The organism is Streptomyces sp. NPDC038213 (genome assembly GCF_055600495.1).
Genome location: NZ_JBVJYM010000024.1, coordinates 14,368 through 33,657, shown reverse-complemented (window position 1 = coordinate 33,657; position 19,290 = coordinate 14,368). Strand labels below are relative to the sequence as shown.

Below are 19,290 nucleotides of genomic sequence, written 5' to 3'. Positions count from 1 at the left end.
GGGGTTTCGGGGCTCCGCCCCAGACCCCGCGCGCCAAACGCCGGCGGGGCTGGATTTGGCGCGGCGATGCTGGAAATTGCCGCTGAGCGGCACATTGCAGCGAACCGCGGCAATATCAAGCCCGCGCGGCGTTTGAGCGCACCGGGCGCGGAGCGCGCGGTGCGGGGGCCGGGGGCTTGTCCCCGGTTTCGGGGAGGGGCGGGGTGGGGAACGGGTCAGCGCATGCGTCGTCCATCCGTACCGGTCGCCCTGCTGCTGGCCGTCGCCGCCCCGCTGGCCGCCGCGTGCCACCATGACGCCCCCGGCCCGGGAGCGGTCCGCGCCGCCGCGCTCGTCCCGCTCGCGAGCCCCGGGTTCCCGCCGGCCCCGGCCACGGCACGGGCGCAGCTCGCGAAGCTGGAGGTCGCGTGGGGGCAGAACTGGCAGACGTACCGCCGCGAGGAGTTCGGGAGGACCTGGTCGGACGAGACCGACGCCGTCGGCGGGCGCAACGGCTGCGACACCCGTGACGACGTGCTCCGCCGGGACCTGCGCGAGCTGAGGGTGGGGGACCGCAACCCCTGCGTGGTGGTCTCGGGCCTGCTGAGCGACCCGTACACGGGCAGGGAGCACCCGTACTCCTACCGGCGGGCCTCGCAGATCCAGACCGACCACGTGGTCGCCCTGGCCGCGGCCTGGCGGGCGGGCGCGTACGCGTGGAGCCCGCAGCGCCGGCTGGCGTACGCGAACGACCTGGACGTGCTCCTCGCCGTGGACAAGCAGGCGAACTACGACAAGAGCAGCCGGACCCCGGACAAGTGGCGGCCGCCGCGGCGCGCGTACTGGTGCGAGTACGGGCGCCGCTGGACCGGCATCAAGCACAAGTACGGCCTGACGGTCAGCCCGCCGGAGCAGGCCGCGCTGCGGGAGCTGCTCGGCACCTGCCCCGCGTGACGCGGGAGTCAGCCGGGTCAGCCGGACTCAGCGGGCCGGGGGGTGCGGTTCCGCGGACTCCGCCGCCTTGAAGAGCGTGTGCATCGCGCGCCGCAGGCCGCGGATGTCCTCGACGGGCTCCGCGAAGTCGAAGCGGGCGTCGAAGGGGCGGCCGCCCGTGAAGCGGACCCGCAGGCCCAGCCGGTCCAGGGCCACCGGCACCGCCCCGCCGCCGGCCTCGCCCTCCCGGGCGCCGAGCAGCCCGCACAGCGCGCGGATCCGCTCGCCGTGGGCGGCGTGCAGGTGCTGGAGGAGGTCGGCCTCGTGGGCCGCGACGGGGTCGGGCGCGGCGGCGCCGAGCTCCCCGGGGTCCACGTGCTCGGCGCCCCACAGGTCCTCGACGCCGATCTCGCCGACCTCCAGGCGCAGCAGGGTCCAGGCGGGGCGCCCGTACCGGCCGCGGTCGCCGTTGTCGGGGAGGGCCTCGGTGAGGCCGAGGAGCTCGCCGACCGGGTGCCGCTCGGCGAGCAGTGCGGCGGCGGCCGCGCGCTCGGCGCCCCGTACCGGGGTCAGCCAGCCGGCCAGCCGGGCGCGCCCCCGGATACGGTGGGGGACGGCGACGGGGGCCACGTCGGTGATCTCCATCACGGCCGTGAGGTCGTCGTCCTGGGCGTAGGCGGCGGCCCTGGCGGCCGCGGATTCCCCGGAAACCAGGAGGATCACGTCCCCGTCGGGGGTGACCGTGCGGGCGGCTGGCGCGCCGGTCCAGTACTCGGCCGGCTCGTGCGTGTCGTGAGCACCCGGCAGCGTGAGGGATACTGAGGCGTTGGACTCAACGAGGGTTCGTACGCGCTCGGCTCCGGTGAGCTGTCGAGCGCCTTCCCTGGGACGCGGCTGACCTTGCTTAACGTCGTCGTAAGCGGACGTGGATTCGTACTCGTCCGAACTGCGATGCGCACTGGGCAGGGGGATCCCATGTGGTCGAGACATTACGTCCTCCTCGCTAAGGTAAGCCTCACCTAACTTACATGGAGGTAGGTTCCCCGTGAACCAGGCACGACCCAAGGTCAAGAAGTCTCGCGCCCTCGGTATCGCCCTGACGCCGAAGGCCGTCAAGTACTTCGAGGCTCGCCCCTACCCGCCGGGCGAGCACGGCCGTGGCCGCAAGCAGAACTCGGACTACAAGGTCCGTCTGCTCGAGAAGCAGCGTCTGCGCGCGCAGTACGACATCTCCGAGAAGCAGATGGCCCGCGCGTACGACCGCGCGAAGAAGGCCGAGGGCAAGACGGGCGAGGCGCTGGTCGTCGAGCTCGAGCGTCGCCTCGACGCCCTGGTCCTGCGTTCGGGCATCGCCCGCACCATCTACCAGGCCCGTCAGATGGTCGTCCACGGCCACATCGAGGTCAACGGCGGCAAGGTCGACAAGCCGTCCTTCCGCGTCCGTCCCGACGACGTCGTGACGGTCCGCGAGCGCAGCCGCGAGAAGCACCCCTTCCAGGTTGCCCGCGAGGGTGGCTACGCCGGTGAGGGCGAGACCCCGCGCTACCTGCAGGTGAACCTGAAGGCCCTGGCCTTCCGCCTGGACCGCGACCCGAACCGCAAGGAAATCCCGGTCATCTGCGACGAGCAGCTCGTCGTCGAGTACTACGCCCGCTAAGGCGGACGCGGTCTCACCGACTGGTCAGCCCGTCGGTTCCCCGAATGGGGAGCCGGCGGGCTTCCTGCTGTCCCGGGCCTCCCGCCGCACCGGCCGCCGCGCCGGCGGCACCAGCGGCCGTACGCGCTCCCGCGGGTGCAGCGCCCGCTCCACCACCTCCTCCAGCGGCAGCAGCCGGCCCTCCGCCGCCCGGGCCGCGTACCCCGCCCGGCCCAGCTCCTCGCCCGCCTGCTGGAGGCAGGCCAGCCGCGGCCCGTTGAAGTACCCGGAACCGAAGAGCTGGAGCCCCACCGAGCCCCACAGGGCCTCGGCCGCCCCCTGGAGCACCGCCGCCTCCCCGGCGTCCCCCTCCGCGACCGTCACCAGCGCCAGCAGCTCCAGGGCCAGCACCAGCCCGAGCAGGTCGTGGAAGGTGTGGTTCACGCCCACGCACTCGGCCAGCAGCTCCCGCGCCTGCCGCAGGTCCCCGCGGTTGAGGGCCGCGTACGCCAGGACGTACAGCGCGTACGCCCGGGTCCAGCGCTCGCCGCGGTCCTCGCAGATGTCCCGCACCTCCCGGCACAGCCGCAGCGCACCCTCCAGGTCCCCCTGGAACGCCGTCGCCATCGCCAGCTCCACCTGGCACATGAGCACGTTGCTGTTGAGCTCCCCGGCCTCCCGGTACTGCTCCAGCGCCGACCCCAGCAGCTCCCCGGCCCGCTCCATGTCGTCCGAGACCAGCGCCAGGCAGCCCAGCCGGTGCACGGCGTACGCCCGGGCCAGCGGGCTGCCGACCCGCTCGGCGCCCTCCCGGCACTCGTGCAGGGCGCTCAGCGCCGCCACCGTGTCCCCCTGCAGACAGGCCACGTACCCGAGCACCCACAGGGCCTTCAGTCGCGAGCCCTCCTGCGCCTCCTCCCCGGCCGGCCCGTCCTGGTCCGGCGCGCACTCCAGCACCCGGTCCAGCCAGTGCCGGCCCTCCGCGAGCCGGCCGCACCCCGCCCAGGAGAACCACAGGGTGCCCGCCAGGTACTGGCCCAGGTGCGCCTCCTCCGGCTCCTCCAGGCAGCACTCCAGGGCCAGCCGCAGATTCGGCAGCTCCGCGTCCACCAGCCCGGCCACCTCCAGCTGGCGCGGGCTGAACCACTCCAGCTCGCACCAGGTCGCCAGCCCCACGTACCAGTCCCGGTGGCGCCGCCGCAGCCGCGCGGACTCGCCCTGGGCCTCCAGCCACTGCGCCCCGTACGCGCGCACGGTGTCCAGCATCCGGTAGCGGGCCCCCGCGGGGCCGTCCTCCCGCACCAGCAGGGACTGGGCCAGCAGCTCGCCCAGGACGTCGAGCACCTCCTCGACCGGCTGGTCCGGGCCCGCGCACACGTACTCCGCCGCGTCCAGGTCGAACCGGCCCGCGAAGACCGACAGGCGCGCCCAGAGCAGCCGCTCCTGCGGGGTGCACAGCTCGTGGCTCCAGCCGATGGCCGTGCGCAGCGCCTGGTGCCGGGGGAGCGCCCCGCGGCTGCGGCCCGTCAGCAGCCGGAACCGGTCCTCCAGCCGCAGCAGCACCTGCTCCACGGACAGGGTGCGCAGCCGGCCCGCGGCCAGCTCCAGGGCCAGCGGGATCCCGTCCAGCCGGCCGCACAGCTCGGCCACCGCGGCCCGGTTCCCCTCGGTGAGGGCGAAGCCCGGCGCCGCGGCCGCCGCCCGCAGCTCCAGCAGCCGGACCGCGTCCGGCCCGTCCAGCGGCGCCAGCGGCAGGGTGTGCTCCCCGTCCAGGGCGAGCGGGCGCCGGCCCACGGCGAGCACCCGCAGCTCGGGGCAGCGGCGCAGCAGCTCCCGCACCAGCGCCGCACAGGCGTCGACCAGCTGCTCGGTCCCGTCCAGGACCAGCAGCAGCTCGCGGCCCGCCAGGTGCTCGGCGAGGGCCGTGCGGGGCGGGCGGGAGGTGTGGTCGGTGAGGCCCAGCGCTCCGGCCAGGGCGTGCGGGAGGAGGTCGGGATCGCGCACGTCCGACAGCTCGGCCAGCCAGACCCCGTCGCAGTAGCGTTCCTGCAGCAGACGGGCGGCCCTCAGGGCCGTACGGGACTTCCCGACCCCGCCGACCCCCGTGACCGTCACCAGCCGGGAGCGCTCCAGCAGCCTTCCCAGCTCGGCCAGTTCGGGACCCCGCCCGACGAAGGCGTCGAGCTCCGAGGGAAGATTGCCGCACGTCCTGGATCGCATGGGACACGGAGCGTACTGCTCCGGATGCGCTGCGTACAAGGCGGCCGGTCGGACCTGCAATTCCGGTAGGGCCGGGCACCCCCGGCGCGATAGGGTCGGGGCAGCTTTTCCCGGGTCCTGCGGACACCGACGAGAGTCGGACGCGGGCCGGGAGGTGCAGAGCTGCATACGCAGTACGCAGACCGACAGAAGACAGAGTCCGACGACGCAGGGAGCGGTGCAACGTGTCCGGTGGAGAGGTGGCCGGGATCCTCGTGGCCGTCTTCTGGGCGATCCTGGTCTCGTTCCTCGCCGTGGCACTGGCGAGGCTCGCCCAGACGCTCAAGGCGACCACCAAGCTCGTGGCCGAGGTGACCGAGCAGGCGGTTCCGCTGCTCGCCGACGCCTCCACCACCGTGCGCTCCGCGCGCACCCAGCTCGACCGGGTCGACGCCATCGCCAGCGACGTGCAGGAGGTCACCTCCAACGCCTCGGCGCTGTCGTCCACGGTCGCCACCACGTTCGGCGGCCCCCTCGTGAAGGTCGCCGCCTTCGGGTACGGAGTCCGCCGCGCGCTGGGCCGGCCCGACCCGGCCGCGGGCGCGGTGCCGCCGCGCGCAGGCCGCCGTACCGTGATCGTCGGACGCACCGTCCCCGCCGCCCGCCGCAAGCAGAAGGACTGAGACAGCGATGTTCCGCCGCACCTTCTGGTTCACCGCAGGCGCCGCCGCCGGCGTCTGGGCCACGACCAAGGTCAACCGCAAGCTGAAGCAGCTCGCACCGGAGAGCCTGGCCGCCCAGGCGGCGGACAAGGCCGTCGAGGCGGGCCACCGGCTCAAGGAGTTCGCCCTCGACGTCCGCGCGGGAATGGCCGAGCGCGAGGAAGAGCTGAACGATGCACTGGGCCTGCACCAGGACCCGGACGCACCGCAGGGCCCCGGCACGCTGCGCGCCCTCCCCGGGCCGCGCCGCCTGAGGGCCCTGGACAACCCCGCTTCGCGGACCGCGAAGCGGCAGCGACCGCATACCCCGAACACACCGAACACCCCGTACAACCGGAATGAGGACCACTGATGGAGTCGGCTGAAATTCGCCGCCGCTGGCTGAGCTTCTTCGAGGAGCGCGGTCACGCCGTTGTCCCTTCGGCGTCGCTCATCGCGGACGACCCGACTCTGCTGCTGGTCCCCGCCGGCATGGTGCCGTTCAAGCCCTACTTCCTGGGCGAGGTCAAGCCCCCGGCGCCCACGCTGACCAGCGTGCAGAAGTGCGTCCGCACCCCGGACATCGAAGAGGTCGGCAAGACCACCCGCCACGGCACGTTCTTCCAGATGTGCGGCAACTTCTCCTTCGGCGACTACTTCAAGGAAGGCGCCATCCGCTACGCCTGGGAGCTGCTCACCAGCTCCGTGGCGGACGGCGGCTACGGCCTGGAGCCGGAGAAGCTCTGGATCACGGTCTACCTCGACGACGACGAGGCCGAGGCCATCTGGCGCGACAAGATCGGCGTCCCGCAGGAGCGGATCCAGCGCCTGGGCAAGAAGGACAACTTCTGGTCCATGGGCGTCCCGGGACCCTGCGGCCCCTGCTCCGAGATCAACTACGACCGCGGCCCCGAGTTCGGCGTCGAGGGCGGCCCGGCCGTCAACGACGAGCGCTACGTGGAGATCTGGAACCTGGTCTTCATGCAGTACGAGCGCGGTGCGGGCGACGGCAAGGAGGACTTCCCGATCCTCGGGGACCTGCCGTCCAAGAACATCGACACCGGCCTCGGCCTGGAACGCCTCGCGATGATCCTGCAGGGCGTGCAGAACATGTACGAGACCGACACCCTGCGCGTGGTCATGGACAAGGCCACCGAGCTGACGGGCGTCCGCTACGGCGCGGGCCAGGACACCGACGTGTCCCTGCGCGTGGTCGCCGACCACATCCGCACCTCGACGATGCTCATCGGCGACGGCGTGACCCCCGGCAACGAGGGCCGCGGCTACGTGCTGCGCCGCATCATGCGCCGCGCCATCCGCAACATGCGCCTGATGGGCGCCACCGGCCCGGTGGTCCAGGAGCTCATCGGCGTGGTCATCGAGACGATGGGCCAGCAGTACCCGGAGCTCATCACCGACCGCAAGCGCATCGAGACCGTCGCCCTCGCCGAGGAGGCCGCCTTCCTCAAGGCCATCAAGGGCGGCACGAACATCCTCGACACCGCCGTGACCGAGACCAAGGCCGCCGGCGGCACGGTCCTCTCCGGCGACAAGGCGTTCCTGCTCCACGACACCTGGGGCTTCCCGATCGACCTCACCCTGGAGATGGCCGCCGAGCAGGGCCTCTCCGTGGACGAGCCGGGCTTCCGCCGCCTGATGCAGGAGCAGCGCGACCGCGCCAAGGCCGACGCCAAGGCCAAGAAGACCGGGCACGCCGACATGTCCGCCTACCGCGAGATCGCGGACGGCTCCGGCGCCACCGAGTTCACCGGCTACGCCACCACCCAGGGCGAGTCCACCATCGTCGGCCTGCTGGTCAACGGAGTCTCCGCGCCCGCCGCCTCCGAGGGCGACGAGGTCGAGGTCGTCCTCGACCGCACCCCCTTCTACGCCGAGGGCGGCGGCCAGCTCGCCGACCAGGGCCGGATCAAGCTCGACAGCGGCGCGGTCATCGAGATCCGCGACGTGCAGCAGCCGGTCCCCGGCGTGTCCGTGCACAAGGGCTCCGTCCAGGTCGGCGAGGTGACGGTCGGCGCCTCCGCGTACGCCGCCATCGACGTCCGCCGCCGCCGGGCCATCGCCCGCGCCCACTCGGCCACCCACCTGACCCACCAGGCCCTGCGCGACGCCCTCGGCCCGACGGCCGCCCAGGCCGGCTCCGAGAACTCGCCCGGCCGCTTCCGCTTCGACTTCGGCTCCCCGAACGCCGTCCCCGGCTCGGTCCTGACCGACGTGGAGCAGAAGATCAACGACGTGCTCTCCCGTGAGCTGGAGGTCACGGCGGAGATCATGAGCATCGACGAGGCCAAGAAGCAGGGCGCCATCGCCGAGTTCGGCGAGAAGTACGGCGAGCAGGTCCGCGTCGTGACCATCGGCGACTTCTCCAAGGAGCTGTGCGGCGGCACGCACGTCGGCAACACCGCCCAGCTCGGCCTGGTGAAGCTGCTCGGCGAGTCCTCCATCGGCTCCGGCGTGCGCCGCGTCGAGGCCCTGGTCGGTGTGGACGCGTACAACTTCCTCGCCAAGGAGCACACGGTCGTCGCCCAGCTCCAGGAGCTGGTCAAGGGCCGTCCCGAGGAGCTCCCGGAGAAGATCGCCTCCATGCTCGGCAAGCTGAAGGACGCCGAGAAGGAGATCGAGAAGTTCCGCGCGGAGAAGGTCCTCCAGGCCGCCGCCGGCCTCGCCCAGAACGCCCAGGACATCAAGGGGGTCGCCCTGGTCGTGGGTCAGGTGGCCGACGGCGTCGGCGCCGACGACCTGCGCAAGCTGGTCCTCGACGTCCGCGGCCGCATCCCCGGCGACCGCCCGGCCGTCGTGGCCCTCTTCACCGTGGCCAATGACCGCCCGCTGACCGTGATCGCCACCAACGACGCCGCCCGCGAGCGCGGCCTCAAGGCCGGCGACCTGGTCCGTACGGCGGCCAAGACCCTCGGCGGCGGCGGTGGCGGCAAGCCCGACGTGGCCCAGGGCGGCGGCCAGAACCCGGCCGCCGTGCCCGAGGCCGTCGCCGCGGTCGAGCGCCTCGTCGCCGAGACCGCGTGAGCGACGGGGACCGGACGATGAGCCTGCGCCGCGGCCGCCGCCTGGCGATCGACGTCGGAGACGCCCGGATCGGGGTCGCCTCGTGCGACCCCGACGGGGTCCTCGCCACGCCGGTGGAGACGGTTCCGGGGCGCGACGTCCCGGCCGCCCACCGGCGGCTGCGGCAGCTCGTCGAGGAGTACGAGCCCCTGGAGGTCGTGGTCGGACTGCCCCGCTCGCTCAGCGGGCGGGAGGGTCCGGCCGCGGCCAAGGTGCGCGTCTTCGCCACGGAACTGGCCCGGGGCATCAAGCCGGTGACGGTGCGCCTGGTGGACGAGCGGATGACCACGGTCACCGCCGCCCAGGGGCTGCGGGCCTCGGGGAAGAACGCGAAGAAGGGACGCTCGGTGATCGACCAGGCCGCCGCAGTGATCATCCTTCAGAACGCTCTTGAGACCGAACGGGTATCGGGTAATCCGCCCGGCGAGTGCGTCGAAGTGGTCATCTGATCGCGATACGGTAACGTTCCGCGCGATGTGGCGGCATTTCGAACAGCCGTCGCCCACGAAAGAGGCGGACCGGTAGGTCACGGCAGTCGGTGCCGAGGCCAGTCGTCTCGCGGCTCTAGGGGACCGATGACCGAGTATGGCCGGGGTGCAGGCCCCTACCCGCAGCACCCGGACGACGATCCGCTGTACGGGGACCTGGGATGGTCCGGGCAGAGCGGCTACCAGGCCCAGCCCGGCCAGGTCCCGTACGGCGACCCGCAGCAGCCGTACGCCCCGGACCCGCAGCACGGCCAGAACGCGCACCTCTCCGGGCAGCACCCGCAGCAGGGCTACCCGCAGCAGGACTACTCCCAGCAGGACTACTCCCAGCAGGGCTATCCCCAGCACCAGCCGGTGCAGCAGCAGTACGCGCACCAGCAGCAGCACGCCCCGTACCCGGACGCGCAGCAGCAGTACCAGGACCCCCAGCAGTACGCGCAGCAGCACCAGACGCAGCAGTACCAGCAGTACGCGGACCCGCAGCAGCAGTACGCGGACCCGCAGCCCGCCTACGGAGCCCAGCCGCAGCAGGCCGCCGCGTCCGCCCCCCTCCAGTACCACGGGGACACCGGCGGCTGGGACACCGGCGTCCCGGACGCGTACGCCGGGCAGCCCCCGGGCGGCTACCCGGGCGAGGCCCCCGACCTGTACGCCACCGCGGAGGCCTACCCGCCGCCGCAGCCCCCGGACCGGCGCGGCGCGGCCCCCGAACCCGCCGCCTGGCAGGAGGACCCGGCCGACCCCGCCGAGGCTCCCGACGACCACCCCTTCTTCTCGGGCTCCGACGAGGAGCCGGAGAAGAACGGTGCGGCCGGCTCCGGGGACGAGGGCTCCGGCGGGGGCCGCAAGGGCGGCGGCTCGGGCGGGGGGCGCCGCGACGGCGGCCGCACCCGCCCGGCCAAGAAGAAGGGCCGCAACGGCATGGCCTGCCTCTTCGTCTCCCTCGTCCTCGTGGGCGGGGTCGGCGGCATCGGCTACTACGGCTACAGCTTCGTGAAGGGCCGCTTCGGCGCGCCCGAGGACTTCGCCGGCGAGGGCACCTCCGCCGTCGAGGTCGAGATCCCCAAGGGCGCGAGCCTCGGGCAGATGGGCATGCTCCTGAAACAGGCCGGCGTGGTCAAGAGCGCCGACGCCTTCACGGCCGCCGCCCAGCAGCACGAGACCAAGGGCCTCGGCATCCAGCCCGGCCTGTACTCGATGAAGAAGGAGATGTCGGCCGCCTCCGCCGTCGAGCTGATGGTCAACCCGGCCAACATCAACTCGCTCGACGTGAACCCCGGCGACCGCAACATCAACGTCTACAAGCGGATCGACAAGAAGCTCAACCTCGCCGCGGGCACCACCCGCGAGGTCGCGAAGAAGCAGGCCAAGAACCTGGGCCTGCCCGCCTGGGCCGCGCCCGGCCCCGACACCAAGGACCCGTTGGAGGGCTTCCTCTTCCCGGCCCGCTACGACCTGGGCCAGAGCGTCACCCCGGAGAAGCTGCTCAAGCAGATGGTCACCCGGGCCACCGCGCACTACAACAGCCTGGACCTGGCCCCCAAGGCCAAGGCGCTCGGCCTGGACTCGCCGCTGGACCTGGTCACCGTGGCCTCCCTGGTCGCCGCCGAGGGCAAGGACGAATCCGACTACCGGAAGATGTCCGAGGTCATCTACAACCGCCTCAAGCCCACCAACATGGTCACGATGCGGCGGCTGGAGTTCGACTCCACCATCAACTACATCAAGGACGAGTCCACGGTCGACATCTCGGCCAAGGAGGCGCGGGCCCTGAAGGACCCGTACAACACGTACCACGTCGCCGGCCTGCCCCCCGGCCCGATCGGGAACCCGGGCACGGACGCCGTCGGCGCCGCGCTCACCCCGGACAAGGGCGGCTGGATGTTCTTCATCTCCATCGACGGGAAGAAGACCATCTACACGAAGACGTTCGCCGAGCACGACAAGCTGGTGAGCGAGTTCAACAAGACACGACAGAACGGCGGGTAGCAACACCATGTCGGTGCGACGGGCCGCGGTGCTCGGATCCCCCATCGAGCACTCCCTCTCCCCGGTCCTGCACCGGGCGGCCTACCGGGAGCTCGGCCTCGGCGACTGGTCGTACGACCGCTTCGAGGTCGACGAGGCCCGCCTCCCGGCGTTCTTCGCGGACCTCGGCCCCGAGTGGGCCGGGCTCTCGCTGACCATGCCGCTCAAGCGGGCCGTCATCCCGCTGCTCGACGGGGTCAGCGCGACCGCTGCCGCCGTCGAGGCCGTCAACACCGTGGTCTGCCACCCCGACGGCAGCCGGACCGGGGACAACACCGACATCCCGGGGCTGGTCTCCGCCCTGCACGAGCGCGGGGTGGAGAAGGTCCCCGCGGCGGCCGTCCTCGGCGCCGGGGCCACCGCCTCCTCCGCCCTGGCAGCGCTCTCCCGGATATGCACCGGCGAGGTCACCGCCTACGTGCGCAGCCGGGCCCGGGCCGCGGAGATGCTCCAGTGGGGCGAGCGGCTCGGAGTGGCGGTCCGTACGGCCGACTGGGCCGACGCGGCGGAGGCCCTCAGCGCCCCCCTCGTGATCGCCACCACCCCCGCCGGGGCCACCGACGCCCTCGCCGCGGCCGTCCCGGCGGCCCCCGGCACCCTGTTCGACGTGCTGTACGAGCCCTGGCCCACCGCGCTCGCGGCCGCCTGGTCCGCGGCCGGGGGACAGGTGGTCGGCGGGCTCGACCTGCTGGTCCACCAGGCCGTCCTGCAGGTGGAGCAGATGACGGGCCGCCCCGGCCCGCTCGCGGCCATGCGGACCGCGGGGGAGCGCGCGCTCGCCGCCCGCTGAGCCCGCGGGGGCCCCGCGCCGGGCCCCCGGACCCGTCCACGATGCGGTCTCCCGTCCGATTGCTGGACCGGAGATCGGTTCACCCCCGTGGACGTGGGAGGATTCAGGGCAGGCGGGCCAGGGCCGCGCACCCGGTCGCGCCGCCGCAGTGCCAGGCGCGAGCATGAGGAGCATCGTTGAGCAGGTTGCGTTGGCTGACCGCAGGGGAGTCCCACGGACCCGCGCTGGTCGCGACGCTGGAGGGTCTTCCCGCCGGCGTCCCGGTCACCACTGAGCTGGTGGCCGACCACCTGGCCCGGCGGCGGCTGGGCTATGGCCGCGGTGCCCGCATGAAGTTCGAGCAGGACGAGATCACCTTCCTGGGCGGCGTACGCCACGGGCTCTCCCTCGGCTCCCCGGTGGCCGTCATGGTCGGCAACACCGAGTGGCCCAAGTGGGAGAAGGTCATGTCCGCCGACCCGGTGGACCCCGCGGAGCTCAAGGAGACGGGCCGCAACGCCCCCCTGACCCGCCCCCGCCCCGGCCACGCCGACCTCGCGGGCATGCAGAAGTACGGCTTCGACGAGGCCCGCCCGATCCTGGAGCGCGCCTCCGCCCGCGAGACCGCCGCGCGCGTCGCGCTGGGCGCCGTCGCCCGGTCCTTCCTCAAGGAGGCCGCGGGCATCGAGATCGTCTCCCACGTGGTCAAGCTGGCCGCCGCCAAGGCCCCGTACGGCGTCTACCCCGGGCCCGCCGACGTCGAGAAGCTCGACGCCGACCCGGTGCGCTGCCTCGACGCCGACGCCTCGAAGGCGATGGTCGCGGAGATCGACCAGGCCCACAAGGACGGCGACACCCTCGGCGGGGTCGTCGAGGTGCTCGCGTACGGGGTCCCCGTCGGCCTCGGCTCGCACGTGCACTGGGACCGCCGCCTCGACGCCCGGCTCGCCGCCGCGCTGATGGGCATCCAGGCGATCAAGGGCGTCGAGGTCGGCGACGGCTTCGAGCTGGCCCGCGTCCCCGGCTCCAAGGCCCACGACGAGATCGTCTCCACCGCCGAGGGCATCCGGCGCACCTCCGGCCGCTCCGGCGGCACCGAGGGCGGCCTGACCACCGGCGAGCTGCTGCGCGTCCGCGCGGCCATGAAGCCGATCGCGACCGTCCCGCGCGCCCTCGCGACCGTGGACGTGGCCACCGGCGAGGCGGCCGTCGCCCACCACCAGCGCTCCGACGTCTGCGCCGTCCCGGCCGCGGGCATCGTCGCCGAGGCGATGGTGGCCCTGGTCCTGGCCGACGCCGTGCTCGAGAAGTTCGGCGGCGACTCGGTGGCCGAGACCCGCCGCAACGTGCAGTCGTACCTCGACAACCTCCAGATCCGGTGACCGGCGGACCGCTGGTCGTCCTCGTCGGCCCGATGGGCTCGGGCAAGTCCACGGTGGGCGCGCTGCTCGCCGAGCGGCTCGGCGTGCCCTACCGGGACACCGACGCGGACATCGTCGCGGCCCAGGGCCGCGAGATCTCCGACATCTTCGTCGACGAGGGCGAACCGTACTTCCGGGAGCTGGAGCGCGAGGCGGTCCGCACCGCCGTCGCCGAGCACACCGGGGTCCTCGCCCTCGGCGGCGGAGCCGTCCTCGACGAGGGCTCCCGGGCCCTGCTGGCCGGGCTGCCCGTGGTCTACCTGTCGATGGACGTGGAGGAGGCCGTGCGCCGCGTCGGGCTGGGCGCCGCCCGCCCGCTGCTCGCCGTCAACCCGCGCCGCCAGTGGCGCGAGCTGATGGACGCCCGCCGCCCCCTGTACACCGAGGTCGCCCGGGCCGCCGTGGCCACGGACGGCCGCACCCCCGAAGAGGTCGCCCAGGCGGTCCTCGACGCACTGGAGTTGAAGGACGGATGACGGACCAGGTGACGCGGATCCAGGTCGGCGCGAGCGCCGGCCACGAGGCCTACGAGGTACTGGTCGGCGAGCAGCTGCTCGGCGAGCTCGGCACCCTCGTCGGCCCCCGGGCCCAGCGGGTCGCGGTGATCCACCCCGAGGCGCTGGCCGAGACCGGCGAGGCGCTGCGCGCCGACCTGGCGGACCAGGGCTACGAGGCCATCGCCATCCAGGTGCCGAACGCCGAGGAGGCCAAGACCGCCGAGGTCGCCGCCTACTGCTGGAAGGCGCTCGGCCAGTCCGGGTTCACCCGCACCGACGTGATCGTCGGCGTGGGCGGCGGGGCCACCACGGACCTCGCCGGCTTCGTCGCGGCCACCTGGCTGCGCGGGGTGCGCTGGATCGCCGTACCGACCACCGTGCTCGCCATGGTGGACGCGGCGGTCGGCGGGAAGACCGGCATCAACACCGCCGAGGGCAAGAACCTCGTCGGCGCCTTCCACCCGCCGGCCGGGGTGCTCTGCGACCTCGCCGCCCTGGCCTCGCTGCCGGTGCACGACTACGTCTCCGGCCTCGCCGAGATCATCAAGGCCGGTTTCATCGCCGACCCGGTGATCCTCGACCTGGTCGAGGCCGACCCGGCGGCGGCCCGCACCCCCGAGGGCCCGCACACCGCCGAGCTGATCGTGCGCTCCATCCGGGTCAAGGCGGACGTGGTCTCCAGCGACCTCAAGGAGTCGGGCCTGCGCGAGATCCTGAACTACGGGCACACCCTCGCGCACGCCATCGAGAAGAACGAGCGCTACAAGTGGCGGCACGGCGCGGCGGTCTCCGTCGGCATGGTCTTCGCCGCGGAGCTCGGCCGGCTGGCGGGCCGCCTCGACGATGCGACGGCCGACCGGCACAAGGCGGTCCTCGGCTCCGTCGGGCTGCCGCTCACCTACCGCGGCGACCAGTGGCCCAAGCTGCTCCAGACCATGCAGCTGGACAAGAAGTCCCGCGGGAACCTGCTGCGGTTCATCGTCCTCGACGGCCTGGCCAAGCCCACCGTCCTGGAGGGCCCCGACCCGGCGCACCTGGTCGCCGCCTACGGCGAGGTGTCGGCGTGAGCCGCCCCGTCCTCGTGCTGAACGGCCCGAACCTGGGCCGGCTCGGCTCCCGCGAGCCCGACGTGTACGGGGCCACCTCCTACGCCGGACTGGTCGAGGCCTGCGGGACCCTCGGCAAGGAGCTCGGCTTCGAGGTGGAGGTCCGCGAGACCAACGACGAGGGCGAGCTCGTGCGCTGGCTCCACGAGGCCGCCGACGGGCGGATCCCCGTGGTCATCAACCCCGGCGCCTTCACGCACTACTCGTACGCCATGCGGGACGCGGCCGCCCAGCGCACCGCCCCGCTGATCGAGGTGCACATCTCGAACCCGTACGCCCGCGAGGAGTTCCGCCACACCTCGGTGATCGCCGCCGTGGCCAGCGGGACCGTGGCGGGCTTCGGCATCGGCTCGTACCGGCTGGCGCTGCGGGCGCTGGCGGAGGAGCTGGACGCCTGAGCGGCGCCCGGCACCAGGGCTGAGCGGGGCCCCGTCCGGATGCGGACGGGGCCCCGCCGCATCCCGGGCACTCCGGGGCGTCTCCGGGCGTTCACCCTGCGGGCCGGGAGCCGGTTCCGCCGGCGGCAGCGGGACGGGATAACGTTCCTGCATCGGTTTGACGGTGAGCGGGCGCGGGACGGAGTGGCACCGTATGCAGCATGCAGTGGGAGGCTGGGGACAGCCTGGGCACCATCCGGGCGGACACCCGGGGGCTCCCCAGCCGCATCCGCCCGCCCCGGCCCAGGCCGGCTGGGTCGCGCCGCCCGTCTTCCCGCCCGCGCCGCCGGCCCCCCAGCAGGACCCCGCGGGCCAGCCGACCGGCCACTTCCCGATGTCCGCCGCGGCCCCCGCGGGCACCGGCGCCGCCATGCTCGCCGTCCTGCTCATCGGGCCCGCGGGCGCGGGCAAGACCACCGTGGCCCGGCACTGGGCCCGCACCCGCCCGGTGCCCACCGCCCACATCAGCCTCGACGACGTCCGCGAATGGGTCTGCGCGGGCTTCGCCGACCCGCGCTCGGGCTGGAACGACAACTCCGAGGCCCAGTACCGGCTGGCCCGCCGCACCTGCGGGTTCGCCGCCCGCAACTTCCTCGCCAACGGCATCTCCTGCATCCTCGACGACGCCGTCTTCCCCGACCGGCCCGTGGTCGGCCTCGGCGGCTGGAAGCGGCACGTGGGCCCCGGGCTGCTCCCCGTGGTCCTCCTCCCCGGACTGGAGGTGGTCCTGGAGCGCAACGCCGAGCGCAGCGGCAACCGGCGCCTGACGGACGAGGAGGTCGCCCGCATCCACGGCCGGATGGCGGGCTGGTACGGCTCCGGCCTGCCGATCATCGACAACTCGCAGCTGGACGTCGAGGGCACGGCCCGCGCCCTCGACGAGGCCCTCGCACGGGCGATAGCCGCCCCGCAGGCCTGGTAGCCGGGGCAGCCCGGCGCGGGCGCCCCGGCGCGGTCCGCAGGAGACGCCCCCCCCGCGCCCGTCCGGACGCGCTCGGCGGGCCCCGCGGCGGCCGCGCTCGTACGCTCGACCCATGTCAGAGGTGTACGAGTCCCGACGCGCCCTGCTCCGCGACCGCTGCGCCGCCGCGGGCAGCGCGGCCGCACTGATCTCGCGCCCCGCCAACGTCCGCTACCTCGCGGGCGCCGTGCCCCGGGACGCCGTCCTCCTGGTGGGCCCCGAGCCCAAGGCGGACGTGCTGTTCTGCGCGGGCGCCCCCACCGGGGAACCGGAGGAGGGGCGGCTGGACGAGCTGCTGGCCTGCACGGTCCTGCCCGCCGCCGCGGATCCCGCCGTGGCCGCGGCCGACGCCGCCGCCGCGGCCGCCGCCGACAGCCTGGCGGTCGAGGAGCACCACCTGACCGTGGCCCGGCACCGGGCCCTGCGCTCGGTGGCCCCCCGGCTGCGCCTGGCCGACCTCGGCTCCGCCGTGGAGCAGCAGCGGCTGGTCAAGGACGAGGAGGAGATCGCCTGCCTGCGGATCGCCGCCGAGATCGCCGACCAGGCCCTCGGCGAGCTGCTGGAGTCGATCCTCGTCGGGCGCACCGAGCGCCACCTCGCCCTTGAGCTGGAGCGCCGGCTCGTGGACCACGGGGCCGACGGCCCGGCCTTCCCGACCTCCGTGGGCACCGGCCCGCACTCGGGGCGCTCGCGGCACCGGCCCACCGACCGGCGGGTGGAGGAGGGCGACTTCCTGTCCGTCTGCCTGGGCGCGAACTACCGCGGCTACCGCTGCGAGATCGGCCGCACCTTCGTCATCGGGACCACCCCGGCCGACTGGCAGATCGAGCTGTACGAGCTGGTGTTCGCGGCCCAGCGGGCGGGCCGCGAGGCCCTGCTGCCGGGGGCCGCGTACCGCGATGTGGACCGCGCGGCGCGCCAGGTCCTGGACTCCGCGGGGTACGCGGACGCCCTCCAGGCCTGGACCGGACACGGGGTCGGACTCGAAATCGACGAGGACCCGCAGTTGGCACCTGGCGCCATGGGTAAACTGGACGCTTGCGTGCCGGTCACCGTCGAACCGGGGGTCCACCTCCCGGGCCGGGGCGGAGTCCGGATCGATGACACGCTCGTCGTACGCCCCGAGGCGGACGGCGGACCCGAGCTACTCACCATTACGACCAAGGAGCTGCTCGCGCTCTAGCTGAGCTGCGTGCACCCGGGGTCTTTCAGTCCAGGAGATTTGGCAACCGTGGCTTCCACGAACGACCTCAAGAACGGCATGGTGCTCAAGCTCGACGGGGGCCAGCTCTGGTCCGTCGTCGAGTTCCAGCACGTCAAGCCCGGCAAGGGCCCGGCCTTCGTGCGTACCAAGCTCAAGAACGTGCTGTCCGGCAAGGTCGTCGACAAGACCTTCAACGCGGGTGTGAAGGTCGACACGGCCACCATCGACCGCCGCGACATGCAGTTCTCGTACATGGACGGCGAGTACTTCGTCTTCATGGACATGCAGACCTACGACCAGCTGATGGTCGACCGCAAGTCCGTCGGCGACGCCGCCAACTTCCTCATCGAGGGCTTCACCGCCTCCGTGGCCCAGCACGAGGGCGAGGTGCTCTACGTCGAGCTCCCGGCCGCCGTCGAGCTGACCGTCCAGCACACCGACCCGGGCGTGCAGGGCGACCGCTCCACCGGCGGCACCAAGCCCGCCACCCTGGAGACCGGCCACGAGATCCAGGTCCCGCTCTTCATCACCACCGGTGAGAAGATCAAGGTCGACACCCGCACCAGCGACTACCTCGGCCGGGTGAACAGCTAACCGTGGCTGCCCGGAGCAACGCGCGCAAGCGCGCCTTCCAGATCCTCTTCGAGGCCGACCAGCGCGGGGTGCCCGTGCGTGAGGTCCTCGCGGACTGGATCCGCCACTCGCGGTCGGACGACAGGCAGCCGCCGGTGGCCGCGTTCACCATGGACCTCGTCGAGGGGTACGCCGACAAGGTGGACCGCATCGACGACCTCATCGCCACGTACGCCGTGGACTGGGACCTGGACCGGATGCCGGTCACGGACCGGAACATCGTGCGCCTGGCCACGTACGAGCTGGTCTGGATGGACGACACCCCGGACGCCGTGGCGATCGACGAGGCGGTGCAGCTCGCCAAGGAGTTCTCCACCGACGACTCGCCCTCGTTCGTGAACGGCCTGCTGGGCCGCTTCAAGGACCTCAAGCCGAGCCTGCGCCGGAGCGAATAGCCCGCACTGGCCCGAACGGGTGAGGCGGCGGCCGGAGGCCGACTGCGGAAGGGGCCGCGGCGCACAGCGCGCCGCGGCCCCTTCGGCGTACCCGCACCGCCGTGCGGGCCCGCGGCCCGCCCGCCGCCGGACGGGGCCGGGAAAAGCCGCCGGGGGCGGTGGGAGCCGAAGCTCCCACCGCCCCCGGCGGCACGTTTCTGCACAGGGGGTGCGCTCACCCCCGGAGGATCAGGCCTCCTCGTGGGCCACGGCGCGGCGGGCGTCCGCGTCCAGCACTCCCCAGCTGATGAGCTGCTCGGTCAGCACCGAGGGGGACTGGTCGTAGATGACCGCCAGGGTGCGCAGGTCGTCCTGGCGGATCGACAGCACCTTGCCGTTGTAGTCGCCGCGCTGGCTCTGGATGGTCGCCGCGTACCGCTGGAGCGGGCCGGCCTTCTCGGCGGGGACGTGGGCGAGGCGCTCGAGGTCGAGGCGCAGCTTCGGCGGCGGCTCGGCCGCACCGCCGGGGGTCGTACCCGGCAGCAGCTCCTGGACCGGGACCCCGTAGAAGTCCGCCAGCTCGGCGAGGCGCTGCACGGTGACCGCGCGGTCGCCACGCTCGTAGGAACCGACCACGACCGCCTTCCAGCGGCCCTGGGACTTCTCCTCGACACCGTGGAGGGAAAGGCCCTGCTGGGTGCGGATGGCGCGGAGCTTGGCCCCGAGCTGTTTGGCGTATTCGCTGGACATAAGGCTCCCGGACGCTGTGTCGACGTGCGGCTCCGCCGCGCGGCTGGTAACTCACTGTGAGGTTACGCAGCGTTACGTGGATGCGTCAAGCCG

General features: G+C 73.3%; 19 protein-coding genes. 16 read left to right on the top strand and 3 right to left on the bottom strand.

The window, feature by feature from the left end; translation table 11 throughout:
• The first annotated feature begins 222 nt into the window (after window positions 1-222).
• A complete protein-coding gene (locus ACZ7JZ_RS26530; RefSeq protein ID WP_470943455.1) occupies window positions 223-933 on the top strand; it encodes an HNH endonuclease family protein in 711 nt (236 codons plus the stop codon).
• A 27-nt stretch (window positions 934-960) separates the two neighbouring features.
• On the opposite strand, the gene ACZ7JZ_RS26525 is transcribed toward ACZ7JZ_RS26530, so the two are convergent.
• Complete coding sequence (locus tag ACZ7JZ_RS26525) at window positions 961-1,902, bottom strand: DUF2470 domain-containing protein (RefSeq protein ID WP_470943454.1); 942 nt, start codon at window positions 1,900-1,902, stop codon at window positions 961-963.
• Between the two features lie 55 nt (window positions 1,903-1,957).
• Between ACZ7JZ_RS26525 and rpsD the strand changes: the two genes are divergently transcribed.
• On the top strand, window positions 1,958-2,569 hold the full coding sequence (gene rpsD, locus ACZ7JZ_RS26520) for a 30S ribosomal protein S4 (RefSeq protein ID WP_470943452.1): 612 nt from the start codon (window positions 1,958-1,960) through the stop codon (window positions 2,567-2,569).
• A 24-nt stretch (window positions 2,570-2,593) separates the two neighbouring features.
• Here rpsD and ACZ7JZ_RS26515 read toward each other — a convergent pair whose 3' ends face one another.
• Window positions 2,594-4,768: an ATP-binding protein gene (locus tag ACZ7JZ_RS26515; protein WP_470943451.1), complete on the bottom strand. Its 2,175-nt coding sequence runs from the start codon at window positions 4,766-4,768 to the stop codon at window positions 2,594-2,596.
• A gap of 224 nt (window positions 4,769-4,992) precedes the next feature.
• Here ACZ7JZ_RS26515 and ACZ7JZ_RS26510 point away from each other — a divergent pair, with 224 nt between their 5' ends.
• The 14 genes from ACZ7JZ_RS26510 to nusB all read left to right on the top strand — a co-directional run bounded on the left by ACZ7JZ_RS26510 (window position 4,993) and on the right by nusB (window position 18,468).
• Window positions 4,993-5,430: a DUF948 domain-containing protein gene (locus ACZ7JZ_RS26510; RefSeq protein ID WP_470943449.1), complete on the top strand. Its 438-nt coding sequence runs from the start codon at window positions 4,993-4,995 to the stop codon at window positions 5,428-5,430.
• 7 nt (window positions 5,431-5,437) lie between these two features.
• Window positions 5,438-5,821, top strand: a complete 384-nt coding sequence (locus ACZ7JZ_RS26505) for a DUF6167 family protein (RefSeq protein WP_470943448.1) — start codon at window positions 5,438-5,440, stop codon at window positions 5,819-5,821.
• On the top strand, window positions 5,821-8,490 hold the full coding sequence (gene alaS / locus ACZ7JZ_RS26500; protein ID WP_470943447.1) for an alanine--tRNA ligase: 2,670 nt from the start codon (window positions 5,821-5,823) through the stop codon (window positions 8,488-8,490). Before ACZ7JZ_RS26505 ends, alaS begins: the two co-directional genes overlap by 1 nt.
• 17 nt (window positions 8,491-8,507) lie before the next feature.
• A complete protein-coding gene (ruvX, locus tag ACZ7JZ_RS26495; protein ID WP_470943445.1) occupies window positions 8,508-8,978 on the top strand; it encodes a Holliday junction resolvase RuvX in 471 nt (156 codons plus the stop codon).
• Window positions 8,979-9,104: 126 nt separating this feature from the next.
• Window positions 9,105-11,006 carry an endolytic transglycosylase MltG gene (gene mltG / locus ACZ7JZ_RS26490; protein WP_470943444.1) on the top strand — a complete coding sequence of 634 codons (1,902 nt, stop codon included), beginning with the start codon at window positions 9,105-9,107 and terminating at the stop codon, window positions 11,004-11,006.
• A 7-nt stretch (window positions 11,007-11,013) separates the two neighbouring features.
• Window positions 11,014-11,835 (top strand): shikimate dehydrogenase, encoded by an 822-nt coding sequence (locus ACZ7JZ_RS26485; protein ID WP_470943443.1) that lies wholly within the window; start codon window positions 11,014-11,016, stop codon window positions 11,833-11,835.
• Between the two features lie 176 nt (window positions 11,836-12,011).
• Entirely contained in the window at window positions 12,012-13,196 is a 1,185-nt protein-coding gene (gene aroC / locus ACZ7JZ_RS26480; protein WP_470943442.1) for a chorismate synthase, read from the top strand.
• Window positions 13,193-13,711 carry a shikimate kinase gene (locus tag ACZ7JZ_RS26475; RefSeq protein ID WP_470943440.1) on the top strand — a complete coding sequence of 173 codons (519 nt, stop codon included), beginning with the start codon at window positions 13,193-13,195 and terminating at the stop codon, window positions 13,709-13,711. Before aroC ends, ACZ7JZ_RS26475 begins: the two co-directional genes overlap by 4 nt.
• Window positions 13,708-14,799, top strand: coding sequence for a 3-dehydroquinate synthase (gene aroB / locus ACZ7JZ_RS26470; RefSeq protein ID WP_470943439.1), 1,092 nt, complete (start codon window positions 13,708-13,710; stop codon window positions 14,797-14,799). Before ACZ7JZ_RS26475 ends, aroB begins: the two co-directional genes overlap by 4 nt.
• Window positions 14,796-15,236, top strand: a complete 441-nt coding sequence (aroQ, locus tag ACZ7JZ_RS26465) for a type II 3-dehydroquinate dehydratase (protein WP_470943438.1) — start codon at window positions 14,796-14,798, stop codon at window positions 15,234-15,236. The genes aroB and aroQ overlap by 4 nt, the downstream gene beginning before the upstream one ends.
• 193 nt (window positions 15,237-15,429) lie before the next feature.
• Entirely contained in the window at window positions 15,430-16,197 is a 768-nt protein-coding gene (locus ACZ7JZ_RS26460) for an AAA family ATPase (RefSeq protein WP_470943437.1), read from the top strand.
• A gap of 112 nt (window positions 16,198-16,309) precedes the next feature.
• Window positions 16,310-17,419: an aminopeptidase P family protein gene (locus ACZ7JZ_RS26455; protein ID WP_470943435.1), complete on the top strand. Its 1,110-nt coding sequence runs from the start codon at window positions 16,310-16,312 to the stop codon at window positions 17,417-17,419.
• 48 nt (window positions 17,420-17,467) lie between these two features.
• Complete coding sequence (efp, locus tag ACZ7JZ_RS26450; RefSeq protein ID WP_470943433.1) at window positions 17,468-18,034, top strand: elongation factor P; 567 nt, start codon at window positions 17,468-17,470, stop codon at window positions 18,032-18,034.
• Window positions 18,035-18,036: 2 nt separating this feature from the next.
• Window positions 18,037-18,468: a transcription antitermination factor NusB gene (nusB, locus tag ACZ7JZ_RS26445; RefSeq protein WP_470943432.1), complete on the top strand. Its 432-nt coding sequence runs from the start codon at window positions 18,037-18,039 to the stop codon at window positions 18,466-18,468.
• 228 nt (window positions 18,469-18,696) lie between these two features.
• On the opposite strand, the gene bldD is transcribed toward nusB, so the two are convergent.
• Complete coding sequence (gene bldD, locus ACZ7JZ_RS26440) at window positions 18,697-19,197, bottom strand: transcriptional regulator BldD (protein WP_125645028.1); 501 nt, start codon at window positions 19,195-19,197, stop codon at window positions 18,697-18,699.
• Window positions 19,198-19,290: the final 93 nt, after the last annotated feature.

Excerpts from the sequence above, each read along its gene's own strand:
- ACZ7JZ_RS26455 (WP_470943435.1), top strand. The coding sequence starts at position 16,310 with ATGTCAGAGGTGTACGAGTCCCGACGCGCCCTGCTCCGCGACCGCTGC.
- ACZ7JZ_RS26515 (WP_470943451.1), bottom strand. The coding sequence starts at position 4,768 with ATGCGATCCAGGACGTGCGGCAATCTTCCCTCGGAGCTCGACGCCTTC.
- ruvX (WP_470943445.1), top strand. The coding sequence starts at position 8,508 with ATGAGCCTGCGCCGCGGCCGCCGCCTGGCGATCGACGTCGGAGACGCC.
- alaS (WP_470943447.1), top strand. The coding sequence starts at position 5,821 with ATGGAGTCGGCTGAAATTCGCCGCCGCTGGCTGAGCTTCTTCGAGGAG.
- ACZ7JZ_RS26485 (WP_470943443.1), top strand. The coding sequence starts at position 11,014 with ATGTCGGTGCGACGGGCCGCGGTGCTCGGATCCCCCATCGAGCACTCC.
- ACZ7JZ_RS26525 (WP_470943454.1), bottom strand. The coding sequence starts at position 1,902 with ATGTCTCGACCACATGGGATCCCCCTGCCCAGTGCGCATCGCAGTTCG.
- ACZ7JZ_RS26460 (WP_470943437.1), top strand. The coding sequence starts at position 15,430 with ATGCAGCATGCAGTGGGAGGCTGGGGACAGCCTGGGCACCATCCGGGC.
- aroB (WP_470943439.1), top strand. The coding sequence starts at position 13,708 with ATGACGGACCAGGTGACGCGGATCCAGGTCGGCGCGAGCGCCGGCCAC.
- mltG (WP_470943444.1), top strand. The coding sequence starts at position 9,105 with ATGACCGAGTATGGCCGGGGTGCAGGCCCCTACCCGCAGCACCCGGAC.
- bldD (WP_125645028.1), bottom strand. The coding sequence starts at position 19,197 with ATGTCCAGCGAATACGCCAAACAGCTCGGGGCCAAGCTCCGCGCCATC.
- ACZ7JZ_RS26505 (WP_470943448.1), top strand. The coding sequence starts at position 5,438 with ATGTTCCGCCGCACCTTCTGGTTCACCGCAGGCGCCGCCGCCGGCGTC.
- ACZ7JZ_RS26530 (WP_470943455.1), top strand. The coding sequence starts at position 223 with ATGCGTCGTCCATCCGTACCGGTCGCCCTGCTGCTGGCCGTCGCCGCC.